Origin of the sequence: Micromonospora sp. R77, from assembly GCF_022747945.1 — a bacterium.
Taxonomy (GTDB): domain Bacteria; phylum Actinomycetota; class Actinomycetes; order Mycobacteriales; family Micromonosporaceae; genus Micromonospora.
Window position 1 is genome coordinate 3446052 of record NZ_JALDST010000001.1, and the last position, 21356, is coordinate 3467407.

The following is a 21356-nucleotide window of genomic DNA, read 5'->3' on the forward strand; positions in this document are numbered from 1 at the left end:
CGTTCAGGCGGTGGTGTCGGCGAGGGCGAAGGTGGCGGGTTTCTCGGCGGCCAGGACCGCCCGCCCGGTCCCGACGAGTTTCACGGCGGCGTTGTGGACCGCGCCCGCGCTGGCCTTCTTCGCGCCGGTTCCCTCGTTGGCCCGGTCGACCAGCTTGCACAGCTCGCTGACCTTGTACTGCTGGCCGGGGTTGGCTTCGAGGATGTCGAGGACCGCGCCGCGCAGGGAGCCCGATGCCCGCCGGGTAGAGGGCTGTGCCGAATCGCCCGCCGCCTCCGTGGCCGGCGTAGCGGCGGGTGCTTCCGGGGCGGGGTCGCCCGTGGTGCTGTCGGTGGCCCCGCCGGCAGGGCCACCATCCGGTGTGGCCGGTCTGACGTCCGTGTCGTTCGCTGCGGGCATCGTTCCGGTGGCCGGGTCGGTGTCGTCGGTCGCGCCCGGCACGTCGGGGTCGGCAGTCGAGCGGTCGTCATCGTCGCCGTGGTCGGTTTCGGTGTCCTCGGCTTCAGCGGCCTCGTCGGGTGCGGCCTCGACGTCACCAGCAGCCGGCGATGCTTGCTCCTGGGCGGCGTCCGGCTGCCCATCGGCGGGAATCTCGGCGGCTGGATGCTCGTCGTGGTCCTGCCCGGCGGCATCTCCGGCTACCTGCGTGTCGTCGCCGCGTGGCTCGAGATCTGCAGCGGTGGTGACTGTGTCCACGTCTGAAGTGGAGGATTCCGGTGCGGGCTCGTCGTGCTCGCCCTGCTCGACGTGCGCGCGGCCGGTGTCGGTCAGCCGCCACAGGCTGCGTCCGGTGTCGTTTCGGCTGGGCTCGGCCAGTCCCGCGGTTTCCAGGGTGCGCAGTTTCGGGGTGGTGGTGGAGTAGCCGAGGCCGGCTTCGGTGGCGATGGCGGCGGCGGTGGCTTCGCCGAGGCGGTGCAGCGCGGCGAGGACCTTCGCGACGCTGGGTACCAGTGGTGCTGGTGCGGCCGTGTTGGTGGGGGTGCTGATCATGGGCGCGGGCCCCTTTCTCCTGCCGTCGGCAGGGGTCGGTGAGTGAGGCGCGTGCACTGATGCACGCTTCGGATCGGGCATTGATCAAGTCGTTTGCCCGGAGTGCGGGACTCCGGCGACGCGCACAGGTGTGCCGCCCGGCGAACGCTCGCCGGGCGGCCTGCTGGTGACAGGGGGTCAGTGCGCGGCGTGGTAGGCGTCGCGGACCGCGGCGGGGATGACGCCCCCGGTTCGTGGCCGGGGCAGGTTCAGCTCCTGCCAGTTCGCGGTCCACCACCAGGTGCGGATCTCCTGGCTCTGGGTGCGGCCGGTCGCGGTGCCGTGCTGCCGCCGCGGTGCGCGGGTCTGTTTCGGCAGGCGGCGTCCGGCCGTGATGAACGGGCCGAACGCCGCGGCCATCCGGTCGAAGTTGCCGGCGGACAGGTCGATCTCGTAGGTGATGCCGTTGAAGGCGAACTGGTAGGTGCCGACGTCGTCGGTGGAGCCGTCGAGGTCGTCGACGACGATCGCGGTGGTCTTGGTGGCCACGAGGGCCACCTCCTTTCCTTCGAGGGGTGGGTTACTGGGCGGTTTGGTGGGTGCCGAGGCCGAGCTGGTGGCCGATGGCGGGCCCGCGGTGTACGGCGGCGACGGCGGCAGGCAGGTGTCGGCGTTGCCAGCCGTGCAGGGCGGCGGTGAGGTCGGCGCCGTACTTGCGGTGCTGGGTGAGAGCGGCAGCGAGGCCGGCGGCTTGTTCGATGCCGTTGTTGGCGCCGCGGGCGGTGTGCGGGCGGACGGGGGCGAGGGCGTCGCCGAGCAGGACGGCGTGGCCGCCGCCGACGGGCCAGACCATGCGGTCCGGTGGGGTGATGTCGAGGACTGGCACCGCCATGCGGGTGGTGGTGGCGTGGACGACGGCGGCGTGGTCGGCCGGGAGGAGCTGGTCGGCGTGGGTGTCGACGTGGGTGCGGGCGGCGGGGCTGACGTGTCGGGGTAGGGCGAAGACTCGGCGGGTGGGGTCGGCGCCGAACCGCTGCGCGTACTCGGTGCTGGTGCAGTTGAGGTAGAAGGTCCAGTCGCAGCCGCCGGGTACCGGGGCGAGGTTGAACTGCGCACCGGGGCAGGGCTGAAGCCGCAGAAAGTCCCGCAGGCCGGGCTGGGGGGTGATGTCGGCGATGCCACGGTGGGCGACGTAGCCGGCGTACCGCAGGGTCCGATCAGGGTCGAGGAGGCGGCGGCCGGTGGAGGACCGGCCGTCGGCGAACACGACCAGGTCGGCGGGTGCGGTGTGGCCGTCGCGGAACCGCAGCACCGGCTGGCCGGCCTGCTCGGCCAGGGCGGTGACCCTCATGCCGGAGTGCAGGACACCGGCAGGTAGGCGGCGTGTCAGTGCGTGGTGCAGCAGGGTCCAGGTGGTGTTCCGCCCCGGGTAGGTACGCCGGATCGTCTCGGCGGGGTGGCGTTCGCGGATGGTCATCTGGACGATGGCCTCGGAGTCATGGGCGACGAACTCGTGCTGGCCGATGTCGAGGCGGTCGAGCACGTCGAGGGCGGGGTGTTCCAGACCGATGAGGCCGCCGCCCAGGGGCGCGGACGCCGGTGCGGCTTCGTACACGGTTACATCGTCGAACCCGGCGTGCAGCAACAGCAGCGCGGTGACGGGGCCGGTGAGGCTGCCGCCGATGACCGCGATGCGGGGCCTGTTGGTGGATGTCATGGGGGGTTCCCTTCTGGAGGGTGGGAACCCGGGCACGGCCGTGCCCGGGTCTGCGCGAGTGCGCGGGTGGCCGGGCATCGGCCAGGTAGTGCAGTGAGAAAGCGCGTCAGCGGCGGTGGGCCGTGGACGCGCTGATCAGCCCGCCGTGATGCGGCGGGCGGATGAGGTTCGGAGGATCCGGCGCTGGGCTGGGTCCGCTGGTGCGTGAGGTGCGACCGGGCGGGCAGTGCGGCGCGGAAGGGCGTGGCCTTGGCGGGTTACCGGCCGGGCGTGGTGAACGGCGGCGGCACGGGAAGGATCCACCGCGCCCGCTGCAGCACCTCGTCGGCGACCGGGATCAGCGGCGTCGCGTCCGGTGAGGTGGTCGGGGTGGTGCGGTGCCAGCCGCTACCGGGGCTGCTGGCGATGATCGTCCAGGTGAGCAGAGGGGTGAGGACCTCGGCGACCGCTGTGCTCTGCTTTGCGTAGCTGTCGCGGTAGACCCGGACCCGCAGGACGTACCCGTCGGTGTGGTGCACGCGGGTCAGCTCGTAGCTGCCGGGGCCGCCCTGCTGGAACGCCTCGTCGACGATCACCGCGACCTGTCCGTCGGGTCGGCGGCGCGGGAGGTCGCCTCGGACGCGACGAGGGTCCATGGCCACTGGTAGGCGCCGATGGCGTAGCAGCGGTTGGCGTCCGGGGTGACCCGGTCGTCCTCGATCCAGCGACTGTCCAGGCCGTCGTCGTTCTCCCACTCGACGGCGACCTCGTCGCCGTCGAACCGCAGCCTAGGGTGCTCCCCAGGCATGTCACCGGGGTAGAGGGCGTCGAGGTGAGCGGCCATGCGCTGCACCGCGAACCGGGGGAAGCGGCACAGCAGCCCGGTGCGGGTGAGGGTGGTGTAGCCGGGGGCGGCCATGGCGCGGTAGGTGCCGCCGCCGACCACGTCGCAGGTGACGGCCGCCGGGGTCCAGGTGGACAGCGGTGGGGTGATGTCGCCGCGGTGGCGGGAGATGCGGTAGCGGTCGCCGGTGGCCTCGCTCGCCGGGTCGGGGTGTAGCCCGAACCAGTGCATCCCGTGGCGGCGGGCGTAGCGGAGCAGGTCGAGCAGGTCCCGCCGCCCGTCGAGGTGGTTGGCGTGCAGGGGCAGGAATCCGTGCCCGTCGTCGGCGGGGACCGGGTTGCCGGTGGCGCCAGTGGCGGTGTGGGTCCAGGTTTCGGCGAGGGCCCGGTGGTCGGCGCCGTCGGCGTCGTACCAGCGGGGGACGCCGTTGGAGGACAACCAGTCACCGTCGGCGTCGTGGGACCAGATGAGCGCGGCCTGGTCCGGGACACCGGCCCGGTACTGCTGTCGGGTCTTCAGGTGCGCGCGGGTGGCGGCGGCGTGTTCGGCGAGGGGTAGGACGTCGTCGACGCGGAACCACAGTCGGTCGGACATGGCGAAGGAACCTCCTGATGGGGGAAGAGGGAAAGGTCGGCCGTTCGCCGGCCGGGCTTGCGGGGCGCCCCAGCCCGGGGCGCCGGGCCGCGCGCGGGCGGCAGAGTGCTCACACCCGCTGCGGCGACGTACGGCGTCGGAGCGGAAATCCGGATCGAGCGTGAGTGCCAGGTGGAGCTGAGGTTCGGGTGGCGGTGTCGGCGAGTACCCCGACAGGCGGTGACCTGCCATGGCGGTCTCGCCGCGCTGGTCGGGTTAGGGGTGTGCGTCGCAGGCCGGCGGGGCTCATGGGTGCGGTTGGTAGAGCTCGCTGTCTGCTGCCAGGGCCGGCGCGGCGCGGTTGGGAAGGGGGTGGAGCCGGTCGGGCCGCCGCCGATCCCCAGGGAAGAGGGAGATGGGTGCGGTGCCCGACCGGTTCCGGTGCGGTGGTGTTACAGGGCGACGGCGAGCAGCCGCTGGTCGGTCTCGACGCTGTCGAGATACCGGGTCGCCTGCTCGAGGTAGGTCACCCGGTGGGTGAGGGCGTCGCTCGCGGGTGCGAGCTTGTGCCCGTCCGGCGTGAGCAGGACGTCGCCGCAGACGGCGGTGGTGGCGCTGTAGTGCTGGTAGGCCATCGGGCCCGCCTGGAACATCTCCAGCTCCCCCACGGCGAGGTGGGCGGCGCCGTAGCTGGCCGCGTTGTGCATCCGCATCGCGTTGACGCGGGCCTGGTTGTGGAAGTCCGCCTCGGCCCGCTCGCGCGGGTATTTGGCGGGGTCCGCCAGGTGGCGGGCCAGCAGGGTCGGCCATGGGGTGGCCGGCCGGGTGCCGTGCACGACCTGCTGCCACAGTTGGTGGCGGATGCCGGCGCCGACGCCGGCGGCGTGACGCATGGCGGCGAGGTCGAGCAGCTTGACCGGTCCGCCGGCGCAGTACACCGGACGTCCCTTGCGAGGCGCGACCAGGTCGCGCCGCTGCCACAGCCACATGTCCGGGATGGCCCAGAAACGGGGCTGCAGGGTGCCGGACACACCGAAGTGCCGGTCGAGCTGGGTGGCGGTCAGGGCCTGCGACGGCAGGCCGTCGGGCAGGCAGACGATCATGGTGTTGATCGTCGCGGTCGGCGTGACCACCGGGCTGGTGGGCGCCGTAGTGCTGGCGGTGGTGGCCGCGGGGGTGGGCTTGCGGCCCGGGCGGGGCGTCACCGTCGGCACGCGGGTGCCGTAGCGGCTCAGCGGGGTCGCGGCACCGTTGGTTGCGGTCATCTGGGGTTCCTCCTTCGGTAGGGCGCGTTGTTGGGCGCGCGGAAGCGGCCGGCCCACCGGGTACATGGGTCGACTCACGGGACGAACAGGGATGGGTGCAGCAGAGGGCTGCTGGTGGAGCGGGATGATGCGGGTTGGTGCTGGTGGTGCGGTACGACCTGGGGGTCGCCGCTTGGCGCGGGCGCCGACCGGCCGACAAGGGCGGGTGGGCGGAGCGCACCGTGAGGTGCGGCGGTGGTTCCCGAGGTGGGACCGGACCGGGTGGAGCGATATATGGGTGAAGGTGGTGCCGATGAAGGTAGCGGCCGGATCTGTCAGCGCCGGCCGCCGTCATGATCGTCAGTAGTGCCGGTGACCTGCACTGTCAGACGACCGCTCGATTCCGCGGGCGAGGGACGGCGGGACTGTGAGATCCGGTCGGTCTCACAGCCGCCCAAGGCAGTGGACGGCTCCCCTCCGCGTGTGTTGAAGGTGAATGTCAGGGCTCCGGGTCGGCGGGGCCGCTGGGGTCGGTGTCGGGGAAGCGGTGCGGGTTGGTGGCCGGGTTGTCCGGGCCGTGGTCGGCGGGCAGTTCGTGCAGCCAGCGGCGCGGCCCGGGGTCGGTGGTCAGCGTCCAGGCAGGCCCGGCGGGATGCTCGCCGTGGAGGCCGGTGGCCACGGGCATGGCGGTGGGCACCCCAGCGAGGGCGTCGAGGAGGTGCTGCTCGCGGCGGCGGCCGGGGACGCGCAGCAGCACCGGGTAGCGGGGCCCGTAGCGGGCAAGCTGCTCGTACCCGCGCAGCTTGCGCAGCACGATGCCGAGGGGTTCGGTGCCGTTGTCGTGTTCGAGGAAGAACCCGACTGTGCGCCCTCGGGCGTGCCAGATGCCGTGCCCGTCGGGCTGGACACCGGTGCCGCTGCCGGCGGCGTAGGAAGCGGCGGCGAAGGCTGCGGTGGTGTGCTGTTCGGACCACCACCGCGCCAGACGAGCGTGTTCGTCGGTGCGGGCGTAGCCGAGCAGGTCGACGAACAGCTGGTTGGTGCCGAGCAGGTGGGCCAGGCGGCGGCTGCCGATGATGCGTTCGGTGCGGTCGATGCTGGTGCGTGGAGCGCGGGCGTCGACGTGGTTCGGGTCGTTGAACTGGGTGGGGTGGACCACGGTGCCGAGCGGGCCGAGGGTGTAGAGGTACTGGCCGCTGCCGGTGGTGACGTCGACGAACCGGCTGACCGCCTCCATCTGGTGCAACTGGGCGAGTCGGAGCCGGGCCGAGCGACGCGATGGGAACAGCGCCGTGGTGATCTGTTCGGTGGACAGCACGTAGTGCTCGGCGAGCCACCGCAACAGCTGATGATCACGGGTGGTCAACCGACGAAGCCGGTCAAGACGAGCAAGACGAGATGACGAACGGGAACCAAGCGAAGAGGACGAGGAAGAGGCGGAAGCCGAGCGGGAGTCGGAGTTGTTGGTGGACACGGTGGATGCTCCAAGCGGAAGAGGAGTTCCCTCCGAGGGAGGGTGTCTGAGTTCGGTGAGGTGGTCACCGGAGGCTGGACACGGCCGGTGAGCGGCACTGACAGACCCGGACGGCCGGATCTGTCAGTGCGGTGTGGTGATCGGTGGTGAAGGGCTGGTGAAGCCCGCACGGAAGGGGCGACCGGGACTCGGTCGACCTCGGTCGACCGATCTGTCGATCTTGCTTCAACCGTCCTGCGGCGTTCAGGTGTTCGCCTTCGGAGCGCTCTTGCCTCGGGACCGGCGGTTGTCGTCGGGGCGGGCCGAGAACCGGTCGACGAGGTCGTCGATCGCGCTGGTGTCCTGCGCCGGAACCGCCTGCGCCGCGGCCTGACGGATCGCCGTCGCCTCGCCCACGGCCGGCTTCGGCGGCCGGGTCTTGAGGGTGAACGCCGGCGTCTGCCGCCCGCCGACGACCAGGCGCCCGACAGCGGTGTAGGCGTCCAGGTGCGTCAGGTCGTGCTCATCGAGCTCGGGCAGGGTGTGCCTCGCCAGGACGCGGGCGTCTTCCGGGGCGACGGAGAAGTACAGCTTGTTGCGGGCGTTCGCCGACGCCGCTGCCAGGAGGTCCTTCGGGAACTGGGCGAGGTCCTGGTGGGCGAGGACCATCGACAGTCGGTACTTCCGCGCCTCCGCCAACATTGAGTCCAGGCTGTTGGCGAGGGTCAGGAAGTTCTGACACTCGTCGATGATCAACGTAGCGTCGCGGCGTTTGTCCGCCGGCACGGCGGCGCGGGCGGTCGCGGCCTGCCACACCTGCGCCAGGACGAGGGAGCCGAGCAGCTTGCTGGTGTCCTCACCCAACTGCCCCTTTGGGATGCGTACCAGCAGCGCCCCACCGTCGAGGACTGTGCCCATGTCGAAGCTGGACCGGGGGTAGCGCATGGTGCGCTTGACGAAGTCCCGCAGGAGGAACGCCCGCAGGCGGGCCAGGACGGGGCCGATGACCTGGGAGCGCAGGGCCGGGTTGAGGTCGTCGTACCACTGCCAGAACCCGGACAGGCCGGCCGGGTCGTCCAGGCCGACGGTCATCGCCGACCGGAACTGTGCCGAGTTGAGCAGGGGCGGGATGTGTTGGAGGGTGACGTTGGCGTGTCGCAGCAGGGTCAGGCAGGCCACTCGCATGACGTCGTCCATCCGGGGCCCCCACGCTTTCGCGAAGATGTTCCCGAAGATCGACACGAGGTTGTCCACGACCAGGTCTGGGTCGCTGCCGGATAGCGGGTTGAGGGTGGGCGGGTTGGGCTGGTCGGGGTCGAACAGCACCACCCGCCCGGCGACGCTGGCGGGAAGCCGGTCGAGGATGTCCAGGACCATGTCGCCGTGCGGGTCGATGACCACGGTGCCCCGGCCGGCTTTGATGTCCTCGACGGCCATGTTGACCAGCAGGGTCGTCTTCCCGGAGCCCGTCGATCCGACCACATGCATGTGATACCTCGCGTCGGCGACGGACAGGGCCACCGCGTGGCCACCGACTTCGGCGTCGCCGAGGACCTTCATCCCGCGGCCGCCGGTCGGCACCGCCACCGGGGCGGGCATGGACTTCGCCCGCGCCCGATCCAACCCCGGCACGGCCAGATCCCGCGGCAGCGCCGCGAGGACGGCCAGCTCGGGGGTGGAGGCCAGGAACCCGGATCCGAGCCGCCGGGTGGCCAGCACGGCCACCGGTTGCGCCATCCGCGCCCGGTGGGCGAGGCGGTTGCGGCCGGCGTACACGGCGAACGACGAGGCGACCGCGTCCGCGACACCGCGCAGCCTGGCCTCCGGCCGGGACCCGCCGCGGTGGTTGTTCTTTGCGATGGCGTAGCGGATGCCGATCGTCCACAGCGGGTGGGTGGTCTTGTCGAGGATCGCCCGCACGTCCCTCTCCACGCCGGGGTCCCGGCGGCTGGCTGGCTGGCCGCCGCTGCGGGCGGTGGCGGTGCGGCCAGGTAGGAACGCCTCGATGAGCCACAGGAGTGGGGCGGCGGGATTGATGGCCGGTACGGCGGTCTTGCCGTCGCGGAGCCGGCCGGCGGCGCGGCGAGCTCGTGCGGCGCGGCGTGGGGTGGCGGGGCGGGTGAGGACCTGCACGCAGGCGTACTCGTCCGGTTTGAGCTGCGACCCGGCCGACATGAGTGCTCGGAGCGGGTCGTTGTCGTGGTCGGTTTCGAAAGGCAGCCACTCGGCGGCCGTCGGCAGCAGGTGCCCGCCGACGGCGGCGGGCACGTCGAGCGGGATCGGCGGTGACGCCTGGTCGTCGGTGGTGCAGGCGGCGCCGGGCCAGGCGGCCCGCACGGCGGCCTCGACCGCCCCGTGCGGCACGCTGCCGGGCACCCAGATGCTGATGAGTAGCTGGCGGCCGGTCCAGGTGTAGTGCCACACCACGTGCGGGGCGCCGTACAGCAGCCGGCGTCGGCGGGACGGAGTGAGGGTGCCGTGCAGGTTCGCCCACAGCGCGGCGGCGCTGTGCGGGTCGACCTCCGGCGGTGGGGCGACGGTGACGAGGCGGGCGCCGTCGGTGTGGCGGCGGTGCCGCCACCCGTCGAGGAGGTTGCGCCCGGCGACATAGGCGACGAGCAGGGAGGCGGCGACGCCGAGCAACCACGGCCGGCCGGCCGCCCACTCCGCGGCGTGCAGAACCCACCGCGCGGGCGCGCCCGGCGGAGAGATGAGACCGGCGCCCGGCCCGGACGGGCTGGGCGCCGGCATCGGCGAAAAGGCATGCAGGGGTGTCACAGGGCCTCCTCCCCGTCGTCGGAGTCGAGGTCGGCCAGGTCGGACGGCTTCGTGGTCGCGAGAAGGTGTTCGGTCTGCGAGGAGATCGACTCGAACGCGGTCCGGTTCGTACCGGAGATCAGCAGGCCGTGCCCGACCCGGGCAGACAACAGCATCCGCCGCTCCCCGACGGTCAGGCCGAACGCGTCGGCGACCTGGTCGATGGCCTGCGGTGCCTGCTTGAGCAACACCTGCGTGGCCGCGTTCGACACGACGGCGTGGCCGAGGTCGGTGCCGAGCACGTCTGCGACGTCCTGGGTGATGACCGACAGGCCGGCGTTGCGCTTCCGGCTGGCCTTGGACATCTTGAACAGGAACCGGGCGCCTTCCCCGTCGCGCATCAGCAGCCACGCCTCATCCACCACGACCAGCCGCCGGCCTTGCGGGCGGGATCCTTCGTGGGACCGCCGGTGTTGGGGTGGGAGGTCGACCTGCCGCCAGATCTCGTCCAGGGCGAGGAGGGTGCCGACGGCGCGCAGTTCGTCTGGCAGGTTTCGCAGGCTCCAGACGACGAGGTGCCCCTGCGGGCGGGTCGTGGTCGGTGAGTCGAACAGGTCGGAGAACGAGCCGGCCACCCACGGGGCGAGTCGGGCGGCCAGTTCGTGGGCGGCGGCGTTGTCGTCGGCCCGTAGGGTCGCGGCCAGATCGCGCAGCAGCGGCGCGGGCCGGTGGTGGGTGGACGGGTCGGCGGTGATGCCCGCCTGCCGGTACACCTGCAGGATCGCCCGGTCCAGGGCGGCGCGCTCGGCCGGCGGCGGCAGCTGCCCCAGCAGCACCGCGATAAGGGTGTGCAGGAACAGGCCGCGGCGGGTGAGCACGTCCGGGCGGGTGTCCCCGGCCGGCAGGTCGAGGGGGTTGATCTTCACGCCGGGGGCGCCGAGTCGCACGATGGTGCCGCCGACCGCGTCGGCCAACCGGAGGTATTCGTCCTCCGGGTCGACGACGGCGACCTGCACCGCCTGGTAGAGCTGGCGGAGGATGTCGAGTTTGACGAAGTAGGACTTCCCGGCGCCGGAGCGGGCCAAGATCACACTGTTGTGGTTCTCGCAGCTCCAGCGGTCCCACCAGACGATGCCCTGGGAGTCCGGGTTGACCCCGTAGAGCACGCCGCCGGTGGTGGCGGGGTCGCCGGGCAGCGGTGCCGGCAGGTCCGCGCTGGCGAGGGGGAACGCGGCGGCCAGGGCCTGGGTGTCCATGGTGCGGCGCATCTGCAGCGAATCGGTCGCCAAGGGGAGGGTGGTGGTCCAGCCGGGCAGGTGCCGCCACGTCGCGGGTTGCACCTCGATCAGCGTGGAGGCGGCGGCGGCCTTCACCTGCGCGCACGCGTCGAGGAGTTCGGCCTCGGTGCGGGCGTGCACGGTCAGGTACAGGCCGACGCGGAACAGCTTCGCCGCCCCGCGGGCGAGGCGTTCGGCGAGGTCGGCGGCGTCGTCGGCGGCGGCCTCCACGTACGGGTCGGCCAGCTTGCCCTTCTGCTCGTCCGCCCGCCGGGACGACTCGAACCGGGCCCGCTGGTTGCGCAGCCGCGACGCCGCCACCGGTGCGGGGATCGGGTCGATGTGCAGGGCCAGGTCGAGGCGGCCTGGCCAGGACAGCAGCGGCTCCAGCCACGCCGGCCCGACCTCGGCCGGATACCCAGTCACCACCAGGGTGGCCGCGTAGCCGTCCCCGACCCGCAGGAACCGCGGCGTCACCTCCACCGAGGCCGGGGCCACCGTCGCCGCGAGTCCTGCGGACGGCGGGCTGGTGCTGTCGTCGATCGGGGCATGTCGGCGCTTGACGAAGATCATGATGTCCTCCTGGTACGTGGCCTCCTCGCCGGAGGCGCGGTGATGGTGGTGTCGGGGGCGGCGAGGCCGCCGGGGCGGGGCGGCCGGTAGGGGTCCGCCGCAGCGGCCAGGGCGGCGGTCGTGGCGTGGCCGTCGAGGGCGCGGGTGGTGACGCCCAGCCCGGCTAGCGACCGGACCGTCTGATCGGCGCGGCGCCGGGCAGCGTGTTCACCGCGCTCACCGGAGTTGGTGCGGGTGACGATGAGGACCTGCCGGCGCAGCGGATCCCGCCGTTCGGCGAGGTCGTCGAGGAACCGGGCGTGATCGGCTGCCGCGTCGGCGAGAGCCGGGTGCGGCATCTCGTCCGCCGCCCGCGCTAGGGTGCGGGCGGCGGAGCGCAGGTCGACCGGCTGCGCCGACACCACGATCTGCGTCGGCGTGGACAGGCTGTTGAGCCACCGGCCGAAGGTGTCGACCAGGGCGGCCTGCTCGTCGGCGGTGCGCAGAGCGAGGTTGACGCTGGTTGCCGCGACCATCGCCGCCTTCACACCGTCGAGGCTGATCTCCCCGTGGTCGTCGATGGCGTCGGCGGGCAGTTTCAGCGGCGCCGGCAGCATCACCTTCGACGCCGGGGCCTGCACCCAGTCGGGTGTCTTCGCGGTGGTGTCGGTGGTGGACAAAGCGCGCGGCGCCCGGGAGTGGCGCACCGCGGAGGCCAGCCACACGTCCATGGGCAGGCCGTCGCGGCGGCCGACAGCGAGGCCGAACACCAGGCCGCCGAGAACAACCGCGGCGCCGAGTAGCACCGGTGCGGGCACGATCGCGTGCAGGGCGCGCCAAGCGCCGTAAAAGATGACGGCGGCGACGGCGAGGATCGCGAGTTGCCGGAACGTCAGCCCGTAGAGCACCTTGTCCGGCGCGTCCACGTCGGCGGGCATGCGGGCGGTGACGGCCTGTTCGTCGCGGCGGGCGCGGCTCATCGTCGCACCGCCCCAAGGCCGGGGATGCGCAGCCCGCGGGTGAGTTGCTGCACCACGACGACCCGCACGACCGCGCCGAGCACGTTGCCGCCACGCCCGCCTGCGCCGCTGGTGGCGTAGCGGCGCATCAGACCCGGCACCTTGAGCGTGGTCCACAGCAGGACCATCACGACGAACAGGTTGAGCACTCCACCCGGTTCGACCGGCAGGCCCAGCAGCGGCAGCATGGTGCTGGTATCCAGCAGCATCCACTGGCCGGCGAACAACACGAACGCCTGCACCACCGGGATCGCCAGCATGGCGACGTACGACCGCCACCACAGGCGGGCCACGCCGTCGGTCTGCGGCAGCGCGTGGCAGGCCAGCGCGATCGGCGCGACCGCGGTGAGCACCAGCGCGACCGCGAAGCGGACGATCACACTGCAGGCCGTGGCGGCGAGCAGGAACACGATGATCGCCAGGCAGACGACGAACAGCAGACCGGCGGTCTGGTCACGCGCGGCCATCAGGTGGGTCTTGACGGCGTCGAGGGCCCCGTCGCCGTTGAAGTCCTGCGCGGTCAGTGCGGTGGTGAACGCATTGGCGTACTCGATGAGCGCGCCGGCGATCAGTTGGGAGAAGTGGGCGGTGACGAACCCGACGACGCACCGCGGCAGGAGGTCCTTGGCGGTGTAGCGGGCGCGTTCGTCGCCGCCGGCGACCATGGTCAGGACACCGGCGGCGACGAACACCAGGACGAAGACGGTGTCGACGACCCAGATCGACCGTCCGGTGAGGGCCTGCACCTGCGGCAGGCTGGTGACGTCCGGGGTGATCAGCAGCGCGTGGGTGATCGCGGTGATGAGCCCGTTCAGACAGTCCAGCAGCAGGCCGGCGAACCAGTCGAGGATCTGGTTGAGCGCCCAGGCCATCGTCAGCCTCCGACGATTCCCTGGACGACCTCCAGCAGGATGGGCGCGAGCACGGCCAGGCCGTAGCCGATCAGGGCGTTCTTCAGTGCGCCCTTGGCCTTGTCGACCTGGGCCGGGTCGCCGCCGGCGGTGGCCCAGTACACGCCGGCCAGGACCAGGAACAGGGTGGCGACGGCTGCCAGGATGCCCATCACCCAGGTCTGCAGGTTGGCGATGACGGTGGGCAGGTCGTTGGCGGCCAGGACGACCGGGCCGCCGGGGTCGGCGTAAGCGACGGCCGGCACGGCCAGCGTCACCACAGCAGCCGCCGCGGCGGGCGCGGCGACCCGGGCGACGAGGCGAAGCGCGCGGGTCGTCATCGGTGTGTGGGAGAGGGCGGTGGTCAGGGCACGGGAACGTGCCAACAGCGGGCGGAACATGATGGCTGCACCTCCCGCCCCGGCTCGCGCCGGGGCGATTCGTCGAAACGGTGGGCGGAGAGCCGCCGCCGGGCTCGGGAAAGACACGTCGGCCGGGAACCGTGGTGAACCTCGGGAGGAGCTCGTCCTCCCGTTCGGGTTGGCGATGATCGATGAGGTGTCAGCGCATCAACGTGGCGCGGCACCCGAGGTCGCCCGGTCCCGTGCCGACCTGGCCTCCCGGCCCGGCGGCGGGCGGAATCAACCCCCTGCCTGACGCCGTGGTGGCGTCGGAGGAGTTCCGCACCCTCAAACCGGCGTTTGTGAGCTGTGGCGAACACCTGCCGATCCCACAGCGCTCCGACACGACCTCACAGACCTCTGACAGCCCTGGTCAGCGGCCTGTCCGACGATCGTGCCGCTGGTGGCGGACCTCGCCGTCGGCGTCGGCGCCGGAATCTCACAGCCGCCGGATCAACACCCCGCCGGGGCCGCTGTCAGATCCGTGGGAGATCCGTCAGACCCGCTTGGCAACGGCCACGGCGGGTTTCCCCGCACCGGGGTGAGGGCCGGTAGCAACGGTGGGAAGTGGCGGGTTCGTCGCACACGCTCGCGGGCCCGACCAGATGGTCGGGCCCGCGAGCAGAGAGCCTGCGGGATGGTCGGCGGTCAGGCGGCTGCCAGCGTCACCTGCGCCGCAGGGTGCCGAGCGCTGCCGCCGCGGGCGGCCCGGATGTGCTGCCGTCGCTCGGCCGCCACGGCGAGGTCTTCCCGCGCCCGGGATGAGGTCGCCTCGGTGAGCATCCCGGTGGCGAGCGCGTCGGCGATGCGGACATCGATGCGCTCCACACGTCGCCGCAGCGTGTCGACCTCTAGGCCGAGGCGGGCGGCGATGGGTTCGATGGCCCGGTGGCCCAGCCGCACGTCGATGTAGGGCTGCTCATCGCACTCGTCCACGATGCCCAACTCGACCGCCCGGCGTACGAGGAGGTCTGGATGCCCGTACGGCCGCTTCGGCGTGCGGGAGCCGGTGACGTGTTCGAGGTCGTCCACCGGAACAGCCTCGGCGCCGTCACGTTGCCGCAGTTCGTGGCCGGCCCGCCACGCGGCCATGCACAGCGCCGCGTACGGCGCTGGTTTGGCCAGGTCGACCCGGTCGCGCAGGGCGGTCAGGAAGCCGGTGAGGATCTCGGCGTCCAGGTCGTGGGCGTCGCCGGCCCAGCCGGTGTGCAGCCGGCCGGCGTAGCGGCGCAGCGCCGGCATCGCCAGGGCGACCGCGGCGATGACCCAGGCGGGTCCGTCGAGGCGGGCGCGGCGGACCAGCTCCCGCCACACCACGTCCCGCGCCGTGTAGGCGCGGGGATGTTCCAGCAGCCACTGCCGCAACGCCGGCAGGTCGATGACACCGCCAGGCAGACCGCTGTCAGCGCCGAGTTGGTCGGCCAGCGGGTCGAGGTCCAGTGACAACGGGTCGGGGTCGCAGGTCAGGTCGGCGAACGCGGTGTCCACGGCGTCCAGCGGCGAGTCGGGCCAGTCCTTGGCGGACGCGGTCATGTCACGAACTCCCATGTCGGAGACGAATGTCGATGACGGGCCGGAGCGGGGTGGCCGGCGCGTCTGACCGCCATTGCGCCACCGGGGTCTCACCGGCCCCTGACAGCGCAGGCCGGCAGGCATGAATTAGCCGGTTCGACGGCGTCGGCCGCCCCGGCCATCCGCTGACTGACGACCGGCGTCGGCGTGCTTCACCGTTCTGACAAACCGCGTTGACCTGCGCGTTGACACGACAGGAGGCGGCGGACACGGGACAAGGCCGCGAGGGACATGACACCGCCGAGCGGCCTGACAACGGGGGCACTGCCGGTCTCACAGCGTCTGACAGCGCCCCGCGGGCGGCACGGTGTCAGATCGCGACCGGCTGACACCGCCGCCGAATGTCATCGTCACCCCGCGCGCCGCGGCGGCCCGCGCCGTCTGACAGCGTTCGTTCGGCGTGGGGACGGTCTGACACGGCCGCCGCCTCCGATGACAATCCGGCACCGGTGTCCTCGGTGACGCTGCCGCCGTCCGGGACAGACGCCGCTGCCGTCCGGGACACCGGACGGCGATCTGACAAGACTGGCCAGCGCCCCCGTGTCATCGACGCAAGTTGCGGTCATGGTCGAGGTGGTCGTGACCGTGCATGTCTGACAGCCGGGGGTGGCCGAGCGCTGTGACGATCTCACGACGCCGACCCCGGCTCGATCGAGCCGGCGACCGCCGGATCATCCCGCGTCCCCGGGGCCAGCCGAGCGGACAGGAATCGGCTGTCAGACATTCGTGAGATCACCGTGAGGTCGGCAGGTGTTCGCCACAGCTGACAAACACCGGTTTGAGGGTGTCAGCGCACCACGGCGCGGCGCGGAGCCGACACCACATGAGCGAGCACACGCCGCAGCACCACAACCCGCAGCACGATCCCATCGTCGACACCGGCCCGCTGGCCGGGGTCGACCCGACGCCGACCGACCTGGTCGCCGGTGACCCGCCGGTACCGCTCACCGTCTGGCGCACCGCCCGCACCCCGGGCGACGCCGGACGCAGCATCGGCACCCGACTGGCCGGCCGTCTCATCGCCGCCTACAGCCGCCCCGGTGAGGCGGTCGTCGACCTCACTACCGATTACGCCCTCATCCAGGCCTGCGCGGCTGGGGCGCGCCGTCACCACCCGGCGTGGTTCACCGACGCGTCCAGCCTGATGATCGGCCCGGCCACTGCGGTCCCGCCCGCCGGCACCACCGGCGACGCGGACGCCGACGAGGACCTGCCGGAGATGGGGGCCTGGTTCGGGGACGACCTCACCGACCCGGACCTGCACCCACCGGCCGACACGGGCGCCGGCCTGCCGCTCGGTGGCTCCCTGCAGCAGGCGACCAGTCTCGTGGTCGCCTGCTGGCCCCTCGACCCCAACGCCGCCGCCAACCGGGTGCGGCTGGCGTGGCTGCTGACCGGCTGCGCCCAGCTGCTGGAGCCGGGTGGCTGCCTGATCCTCGTCGTCACCGTCCCGGCCGGCACCACCGCCGGCCCGGAGGACTTCTCCGGCGTGGTCGAGGCCGCCGCTGGCGTCGGACTGGGCTACCTGCAACACCTTGTCGCGGTCACCGCCGACACCGACGGGGACGCGTTCGTCTACCACGTCATCGACGAGGAACTGCTCACCCTCACCACCGCTGTCGACCAGCGGTGGCAGGTGGCGCACCTGCGGGTCCACGCGGACCTGATGGTCTTCAGTCAGGCCCAGGGCCAGGGCCACGCCCGGCGTCGACGGGGCGGGCGTGAGGGCGGTGGTCGCCGTGGCTAAGCACCGCGCAGACGCCGCCCCGGCCGAGCCCGACGAGCAGAGCACGCCGACTGCCGCCACGAGCGTCAGCCCGGTCGGACGTCATCGGGCTGCTCCTGGGCCGGAGGGCCTGTCGGTGTGGGCGACCGCCCAGTCCACCGGACCGGTCCAGCGCCGCGGTCGGTACGTCCGCGAGTCGGTGCAGCACCCGGCGCGGATGCTCCCGGCGATCGCCGCGCACGCCGTGACCGCCTACACCCAACCGGGGGACTTGGTGCTCGACCCGATGTGCGGGATCGGCACCACCCTGGTCGAGGCGATCCACGCCGGCCGCGACGCGATCGGGGTGGAGTACGAGTCCCGCTGGTCCGACATCGCCGACGCCAACATCACACACGCCCACACCCAGGGCGCGACCGGCCGGGCCGGCGTCATCCGCGGCGACGCCACCAGCATCCTGTCGCTCGTACCCGGAGCCCTGGCCGGGCAGGTCGCCCTCGTCGTGACCTCCCCGCCGTACGGGCCGACCGTGCACGGCCTGGTCCGGCCCGGCGCGGACGGGGTGGCGAAGTTCGACAACGCCTATAACGACGGCACCGACCGCGGGAACCTCGCCTACCGCGACCTCACCGGCCTCGCCGACGGGTTCGCCCAGATCCTCGCCGGTTGCCACACCCTCCTCAAGCCCGGTGGGGTCGTCGTGGTGACCGCCCGACCGTGGCGCAAGCACGGTGAACTGGTCGACCTGCCCAGCGCGGTCATCGGCGCCGGCATTAGGGCCGGCCTCACCCCCGTCGACCGGTGCGTGGCGCTGCTCGCCGCCGTGCGCGACGGCGGGCTCGTCGCCCGCCCGTCGTTCTTCCAACTCCAGGCCGTCCGTAAGGCCCGGGCCGCCGGCACCCCCATGCACCTGATCGCCCACGAGGACGTCCTCGTGTTCATCAAGAGCCAGACCGATTCGGATGTAGAAAGCCCAAAGGACACCCTCGGGGGAGGGGTGGTCGCGTGAGTGCGCCTGCCCACCGCCACCCGAGCCGCATTTCTCGAGCGCAGACCTGCCGCATTCTGCGGTTGGCGGCGCGCGGTGAGGATCCGACGCTCGACGCGGCGGAGGTGCGTGATTGACCACCGACCCGCACCGCGCATCGGATCGCTGTGCACCGGCTACGGCGGCCTTGACCTGGCCGTCGAGCTGGTGCTCGGCGGCCAGCTCACCTGGTACGCCGAAACTGACCGGCACGCCGCCACCGTCTGCGCCCACCACTGGCCCAACACACCCAACCTCGGTGACATCCGCACCGTCGACTGGACCCGCGTCGCACCCGTCGACGTCCTCACCGCCGGGTTCCCCTGTCAGGACATCTCGAATGCCGGCAAGCGCGCCGGCATCACCGGAGCGCACTCCAGCCTGTGGCGTGCCGTCGTCGACGCCGTTCGCGTCCTTCGACCGCCGCTCGTGTTCGTGGAGAACGTCGCCGCGCTCCTACGGCGAGGGTTCGACGTCGTCGAAGCCGACCTGGCCGCGATCGGGTACGACACGAGCTGGACGTGCCTACGCGCGTCCGACATCGGCGCCGCCCACCGCCGCGACCGGCTGTTCCTGCTGGCCGCACCCACCGGACGAGTGGGAGGAGGTGCGGACGCTGCCGACACCGTGCGCCCGTGACGGCAAAGGACCCGGCCTTCCGTACGGGCTGCCCGACCTCATCGAACCGTCAGGCTCGACCTACGGCCTCCTATCCACCTCCACCGCGGGGCGCAGCGCACGCGACGTTGAGCACCGGCATGCGCGGGCCGACGGCGGGCGTCTGCTGCCCACCCCCAGGGCGAGTGACACCGGGACGCCCGGACGACGTGCGGGGGCCGGGTTTCGGCCCCCGCTATCCCAGGTGCTCCTGCCCACCCCACGGGCCACCGACGGCGAGAAAGGTTGCCCTGGGCAGCGCGGCTCACACGGCGACCTGACTCTCCCTTCCGCGGCGGTGCGGGTCCCGACCCGGCTCCTGCCCACCCCGCGCGTGTCCGACGGGTGCGGTCCTGGGCGGCATGGCGACGGTGGCGCGGACCTGCGCACCACCGTTGCTGGGCTCGGGCAGCCCGACGAGCAGCGGTGGGGCGCCTACGCCGACGCGGTCGCCCGCTGGGAGCTGTTGCTCGGCCGGCCCGCACCGGCACCCACGCAGATCGGCCGGCACGGCAAGCCCGTCCTCGCGCCGCCGTTTGTGGAGTGGCTCATGGGCCTCAACCCAGGCCATGTCACCGGCCCCGACCTGGGGCTGCCGCGCACGCGCGCGCTGCGGGTCCTCGGCAACGGCGTCGTCCCCCAACAGGCCGTCGCCGCCCTGCAGCTGCTGCTGTGCCCACACAGGTGGTAACGGCAGAAGGTTCCTTGGCCTATTGACGTGGCCAGTGATGGCGCCGGTCGAGGCCAGGGTGCCAGTGAGATCCCGCTAACCAGCATCGGCGTGCTCCGTGCCTCCACGGCCTCGCTCCGCAGGCGGCACCGCCAGTCCGACGTGACGGCGGTGCCGCCTGCGGAGAGCCAGCCCTTGTCTGAAACCCAGGACCCCACCGCCCCTGCGGCTGGCGGTCCGAGATTAGGAGTCAAGCCCATGCGATCAGCACGACGAACCCGCAACCTCACCCCTGCCGCCAACCCCGACAGCGACGACGCAGCTTGTACCTGGACCACGGAGCGCATCCTGGCGCTCGGGGCGACCACGGATCTCGCCACCGCCGCCGCCATCCTCGGTATCTCCCGCTCGGCGGCCTACAAGCTGGCCGCCCGCGACGCCTTCCCGGTGCCACTGTTCCGAGCCGGCGCGTACTACCGTGTGCCGACCGCCCCGATCCTGCGGAAACTGCACCTCGATTCCCCGCCGGTACCGACATCTGGTGACACCGGCGGGGCGGGTGCCGACGAGGACGGCGGGTATTCGGGCGGGGACAGGGACACCACGGGCTGCAGCCCTCCGCCGTGACCCCGCCGCGGGTAGGACGCCCAATGCGCGGCTCCGTATGCCGTGCCGGTGCAGTCGCGCCGACTACTGCTCGACAACGCCGGAGAGGAGCCCGACCAGGGCGCGGCGCAACACCAGCTCGATGTCATCCACGACGGCTGACAGGTCCTCTGTCGGCTGACCGGTCAGCGTATGCAGTTCCCGCCTGCTCGGGTCGTCGCCGTGCATCTCGTCGTTGCGGAGCCGGTATCCCAGACGCAGGAGTGCCTCGAGTCGCTCGGGCGGCGCCTGCAGGACAGGGTCGTCCGCCAGGAGCGCATTCGCTCCGTCAACGATCTTGACTTGCTTGCGGGGATCCGCTGGTAGGCCCGGCAGTTTGATGAACAGCACTTCGGCGCAGACGATCAGGTCGATGAGCCGGTCGGTCGGTACCCGGTCGGCCCCGGCCAGGACCAGCCGGCGCAGCGCGGTTTGCAGACCCCGGTTCCCCCGTACTGCGGGACGCGCGAGGAGGTCGTACACCTCGAGCACCGCCTCAACCTGCTCTCGCCCAAGGATTGTCGGTCGCTCTTCGTCGAAGGTGGGTAGCGCCGACAGTGACGCCGTCGGCCCCAGTCCCTGGGGAAAGTCGTCGTCCGGTGGGCAGCGGATCGCCCGAGTCGCGGTGACGGACCCGCCGCACACCAGCCGAAGCGCGGTCACGAGACGGCTGGCTGGCTCGACCAGCGCGCCTGAATCCGGCGCCGTCGGTTGGGCGGGCACGTCCATGGCTGAGCACACCGGGTACGAGGTGCAGCGGGTGAGGGCCCACTGGTGGAACCGCGACACGGTCACCGAGGTCGGGCCGCCCGCGAAGGCGATCGGCACCGCGAGGTAGCCGATCGCGGCGCTCACCTGCCGGTCGCTCATCGCTTGCAGCACCAGGCCGTCCGGCAACGTGACCGCCTCGATGCCCGCGGTGGGGGTGAAGGCGTTCAGCGGGACCACCTCGACCAGCCGCGCCCGCGTGGCCAGCAGACCGTCCTCCAACCTGCTGTACGCGGCGTCGAATGCCTCCTGGTCGAACCGGTAACCCCCGACGGCGGCAACTATGGGTTCGAGGACGTGCTTAACCAGCGTCCACCCCAGTTGCCGGAGCGTGAGGGCGAACTCCACGCCGACGAGGCAATCCACCCGCGAGCGCAGCACCTCATCGGCGGCCACGACGGCCCGCACCGCCCCGATCTCGGCGAAGGTGTCCAAGAACCGGTAGTCGGTGACCCGAGCCGGCATCTGCCAGGCGCCGCGGCGGATCGCGACGAACGACTCCTGCCCGTGGCGGTGCCACTCGCCGAAGTCGGGAACGGTCGCGAATACCGGCACGCCGTCGCGGGCGGCCAAGTCGCCGAGCACCGCCGCCATCAACTGGCCCACTGCCGCGTGC

At 72.2% G+C, this 21356-nt stretch carries 19 protein-coding genes; 5 read left to right on the top strand and 14 right to left on the bottom strand.

The window, feature by feature from the left end; translation table 11 throughout:
- Nucleotides 1-3: 3 nt before the first annotated feature.
- The 13 genes from MRQ36_RS16165 to MRQ36_RS16225 form a co-directional block, all read right to left on the bottom strand.
- The gene (locus tag MRQ36_RS16165; protein WP_242796456.1) at nucleotides 4-990 is read right to left on the bottom strand and encodes a MarR family winged helix-turn-helix transcriptional regulator; all 987 of its coding nucleotides are present in this window, start codon (nucleotides 988-990) and stop codon (nucleotides 4-6) included.
- 177 nt (nucleotides 991-1167) lie between these two features.
- Nucleotides 1168-1518, bottom strand: a complete 351-nt coding sequence (locus MRQ36_RS16170) for an Lsr2 family protein (RefSeq protein ID WP_242796458.1) — start codon at nucleotides 1516-1518, stop codon at nucleotides 1168-1170.
- Between the two features lie 31 nt (nucleotides 1519-1549).
- On the bottom strand, nucleotides 1550-2686 hold the full coding sequence (locus MRQ36_RS16175) for an FAD-dependent monooxygenase (protein WP_242796460.1): 1137 nt from the start codon (nucleotides 2684-2686) through the stop codon (nucleotides 1550-1552).
- 257 nt (nucleotides 2687-2943) lie between these two features.
- The gene (locus tag MRQ36_RS16180) at nucleotides 2944-3261 is read right to left on the bottom strand and encodes a hypothetical protein (protein WP_242796462.1); all 318 of its coding nucleotides are present in this window, start codon (nucleotides 3259-3261) and stop codon (nucleotides 2944-2946) included.
- On the bottom strand, nucleotides 3258-4103 hold the full coding sequence (locus tag MRQ36_RS16185) for a hypothetical protein (RefSeq protein WP_242796463.1): 846 nt from the start codon (nucleotides 4101-4103) through the stop codon (nucleotides 3258-3260). Before MRQ36_RS16185 ends, MRQ36_RS16180 begins: the two co-directional genes overlap by 4 nt.
- 431 nt (nucleotides 4104-4534) lie before the next feature.
- On the bottom strand, nucleotides 4535-5347 hold the full coding sequence (locus MRQ36_RS16190) for a hypothetical protein (RefSeq protein ID WP_242796464.1): 813 nt from the start codon (nucleotides 5345-5347) through the stop codon (nucleotides 4535-4537).
- 478 nt (nucleotides 5348-5825) lie between these two features.
- The gene (locus MRQ36_RS16195; RefSeq protein WP_242796465.1) at nucleotides 5826-6692 is read right to left on the bottom strand and encodes a replication-relaxation family protein; all 867 of its coding nucleotides are present in this window, start codon (nucleotides 6690-6692) and stop codon (nucleotides 5826-5828) included.
- 351 nt (nucleotides 6693-7043) lie between these two features.
- The gene (locus MRQ36_RS16200; protein WP_242801152.1) at nucleotides 7044-9530 is read right to left on the bottom strand and encodes a helicase HerA domain-containing protein; all 2487 of its coding nucleotides are present in this window, start codon (nucleotides 9528-9530) and stop codon (nucleotides 7044-7046) included.
- Nucleotides 9531-9553: 23 nt separating this feature from the next.
- Nucleotides 9554-11386, bottom strand: a complete 1833-nt coding sequence (locus tag MRQ36_RS16205) for a VirB4 family type IV secretion system protein (RefSeq protein WP_242796466.1) — start codon at nucleotides 11384-11386, stop codon at nucleotides 9554-9556.
- Nucleotides 11383-12345, bottom strand: a complete 963-nt coding sequence (locus tag MRQ36_RS16210) for a PrgI family protein (protein WP_091434106.1) — start codon at nucleotides 12343-12345, stop codon at nucleotides 11383-11385. Before MRQ36_RS16210 ends, MRQ36_RS16205 begins: the two co-directional genes overlap by 4 nt.
- Nucleotides 12342-13256, bottom strand: a complete 915-nt coding sequence (locus tag MRQ36_RS16215) for a conjugal transfer protein TrbL family protein (RefSeq protein ID WP_242796467.1) — start codon at nucleotides 13254-13256, stop codon at nucleotides 12342-12344. The genes MRQ36_RS16210 and MRQ36_RS16215 overlap by 4 nt, the downstream gene beginning before the upstream one ends.
- A gap of 2 nt (nucleotides 13257-13258) precedes the next feature.
- On the bottom strand, nucleotides 13259-13675 hold the full coding sequence (locus MRQ36_RS16220; RefSeq protein ID WP_242796468.1) for a pilin: 417 nt from the start codon (nucleotides 13673-13675) through the stop codon (nucleotides 13259-13261).
- 648 nt (nucleotides 13676-14323) lie between these two features.
- Complete coding sequence (locus MRQ36_RS16225) at nucleotides 14324-15208, bottom strand: hypothetical protein (RefSeq protein ID WP_242796469.1); 885 nt, start codon at nucleotides 15206-15208, stop codon at nucleotides 14324-14326.
- An 862-nt stretch (nucleotides 15209-16070) separates the two neighbouring features.
- Here MRQ36_RS16225 and MRQ36_RS16230 point away from each other — a divergent pair.
- The 5 genes from MRQ36_RS16230 to MRQ36_RS16250 all read left to right on the top strand — a co-directional run bounded on the left by MRQ36_RS16230 (nucleotide 16071) and on the right by MRQ36_RS16250 (nucleotide 19954).
- The gene (locus MRQ36_RS16230; protein ID WP_242796471.1) at nucleotides 16071-16994 is read left to right on the top strand and encodes a hypothetical protein; all 924 of its coding nucleotides are present in this window, start codon (nucleotides 16071-16073) and stop codon (nucleotides 16992-16994) included.
- Nucleotides 16978-17982 carry a TRM11 family methyltransferase gene (locus MRQ36_RS16235; protein WP_242796473.1) on the top strand — a complete coding sequence of 335 codons (1005 nt, stop codon included), beginning with the start codon at nucleotides 16978-16980 and terminating at the stop codon, nucleotides 17980-17982. Before MRQ36_RS16230 ends, MRQ36_RS16235 begins: the two co-directional genes overlap by 17 nt.
- Before the next feature lie 108 nt (nucleotides 17983-18090).
- The gene (locus MRQ36_RS16240) at nucleotides 18091-18639 is read left to right on the top strand and encodes a DNA cytosine methyltransferase (RefSeq protein ID WP_242796475.1); all 549 of its coding nucleotides are present in this window, start codon (nucleotides 18091-18093) and stop codon (nucleotides 18637-18639) included.
- Nucleotides 18640-18991: 352 nt separating this feature from the next.
- A complete protein-coding gene (locus MRQ36_RS16245) occupies nucleotides 18992-19348 on the top strand; it encodes a hypothetical protein (protein ID WP_242796477.1) in 357 nt (118 codons plus the stop codon).
- A gap of 237 nt (nucleotides 19349-19585) precedes the next feature.
- Nucleotides 19586-19954: a DNA-binding protein gene (locus MRQ36_RS16250; protein ID WP_242796479.1), complete on the top strand. Its 369-nt coding sequence runs from the start codon at nucleotides 19586-19588 to the stop codon at nucleotides 19952-19954.
- A 63-nt stretch (nucleotides 19955-20017) separates the two neighbouring features.
- On the opposite strand, the gene MRQ36_RS16255 is transcribed toward MRQ36_RS16250, so the two are convergent.
- Nucleotides 20018-21346 (bottom strand): hypothetical protein, encoded by a 1329-nt coding sequence (locus MRQ36_RS16255; protein ID WP_242796481.1) that lies wholly within the window; start codon nucleotides 21344-21346, stop codon nucleotides 20018-20020.
- Nucleotides 21347-21356: the final 10 nt, after the last annotated feature.

What these genes read in the sequence shown, in the direction of transcription:
- MRQ36_RS16165 (WP_242796456.1), bottom strand. Translation starts at nt 990, where the DNA reads ATGATCAGCACCCCCACCAACACGGCCGCACCAGCACCACTGGTACCC.
- MRQ36_RS16175 (WP_242796460.1), bottom strand. Translation starts at nt 2,686, where the DNA reads ATGACATCCACCAACAGGCCCCGCATCGCGGTCATCGGCGGCAGCCTC.
- MRQ36_RS16185 (WP_242796463.1), bottom strand. Translation starts at nt 4,103, where the DNA reads ATGTCCGACCGACTGTGGTTCCGCGTCGACGACGTCCTACCCCTCGCC.
- MRQ36_RS16190 (WP_242796464.1), bottom strand. Translation starts at nt 5,347, where the DNA reads ATGACCGCAACCAACGGTGCCGCGACCCCGCTGAGCCGCTACGGCACC.
- MRQ36_RS16200 (WP_242801152.1), bottom strand. Translation starts at nt 9,530, where the DNA reads ATGCCGGCGCCCAGCCCGTCCGGGCCGGGCGCCGGTCTCATCTCTCCG.
- MRQ36_RS16205 (WP_242796466.1), bottom strand. Translation starts at nt 11,386, where the DNA reads ATGATCTTCGTCAAGCGCCGACATGCCCCGATCGACGACAGCACCAGC.
- MRQ36_RS16210 (WP_091434106.1), bottom strand. Translation starts at nt 12,345, where the DNA reads ATGAGCCGCGCCCGCCGCGACGAACAGGCCGTCACCGCCCGCATGCCC.
- MRQ36_RS16215 (WP_242796467.1), bottom strand. Translation starts at nt 13,256, where the DNA reads ATGGCCTGGGCGCTCAACCAGATCCTCGACTGGTTCGCCGGCCTGCTG.
- MRQ36_RS16220 (WP_242796468.1), bottom strand. Translation starts at nt 13,675, where the DNA reads ATGTTCCGCCCGCTGTTGGCACGTTCCCGTGCCCTGACCACCGCCCTC.
- MRQ36_RS16225 (WP_242796469.1), bottom strand. Translation starts at nt 15,208, where the DNA reads ATGACCGCGTCCGCCAAGGACTGGCCCGACTCGCCGCTGGACGCCGTG.
- MRQ36_RS16230 (WP_242796471.1), top strand. Translation starts at nt 16,071, where the DNA reads ATGAGCGAGCACACGCCGCAGCACCACAACCCGCAGCACGATCCCATC.
- MRQ36_RS16250 (WP_242796479.1), top strand. Translation starts at nt 19,586, where the DNA reads ATGCGATCAGCACGACGAACCCGCAACCTCACCCCTGCCGCCAACCCC.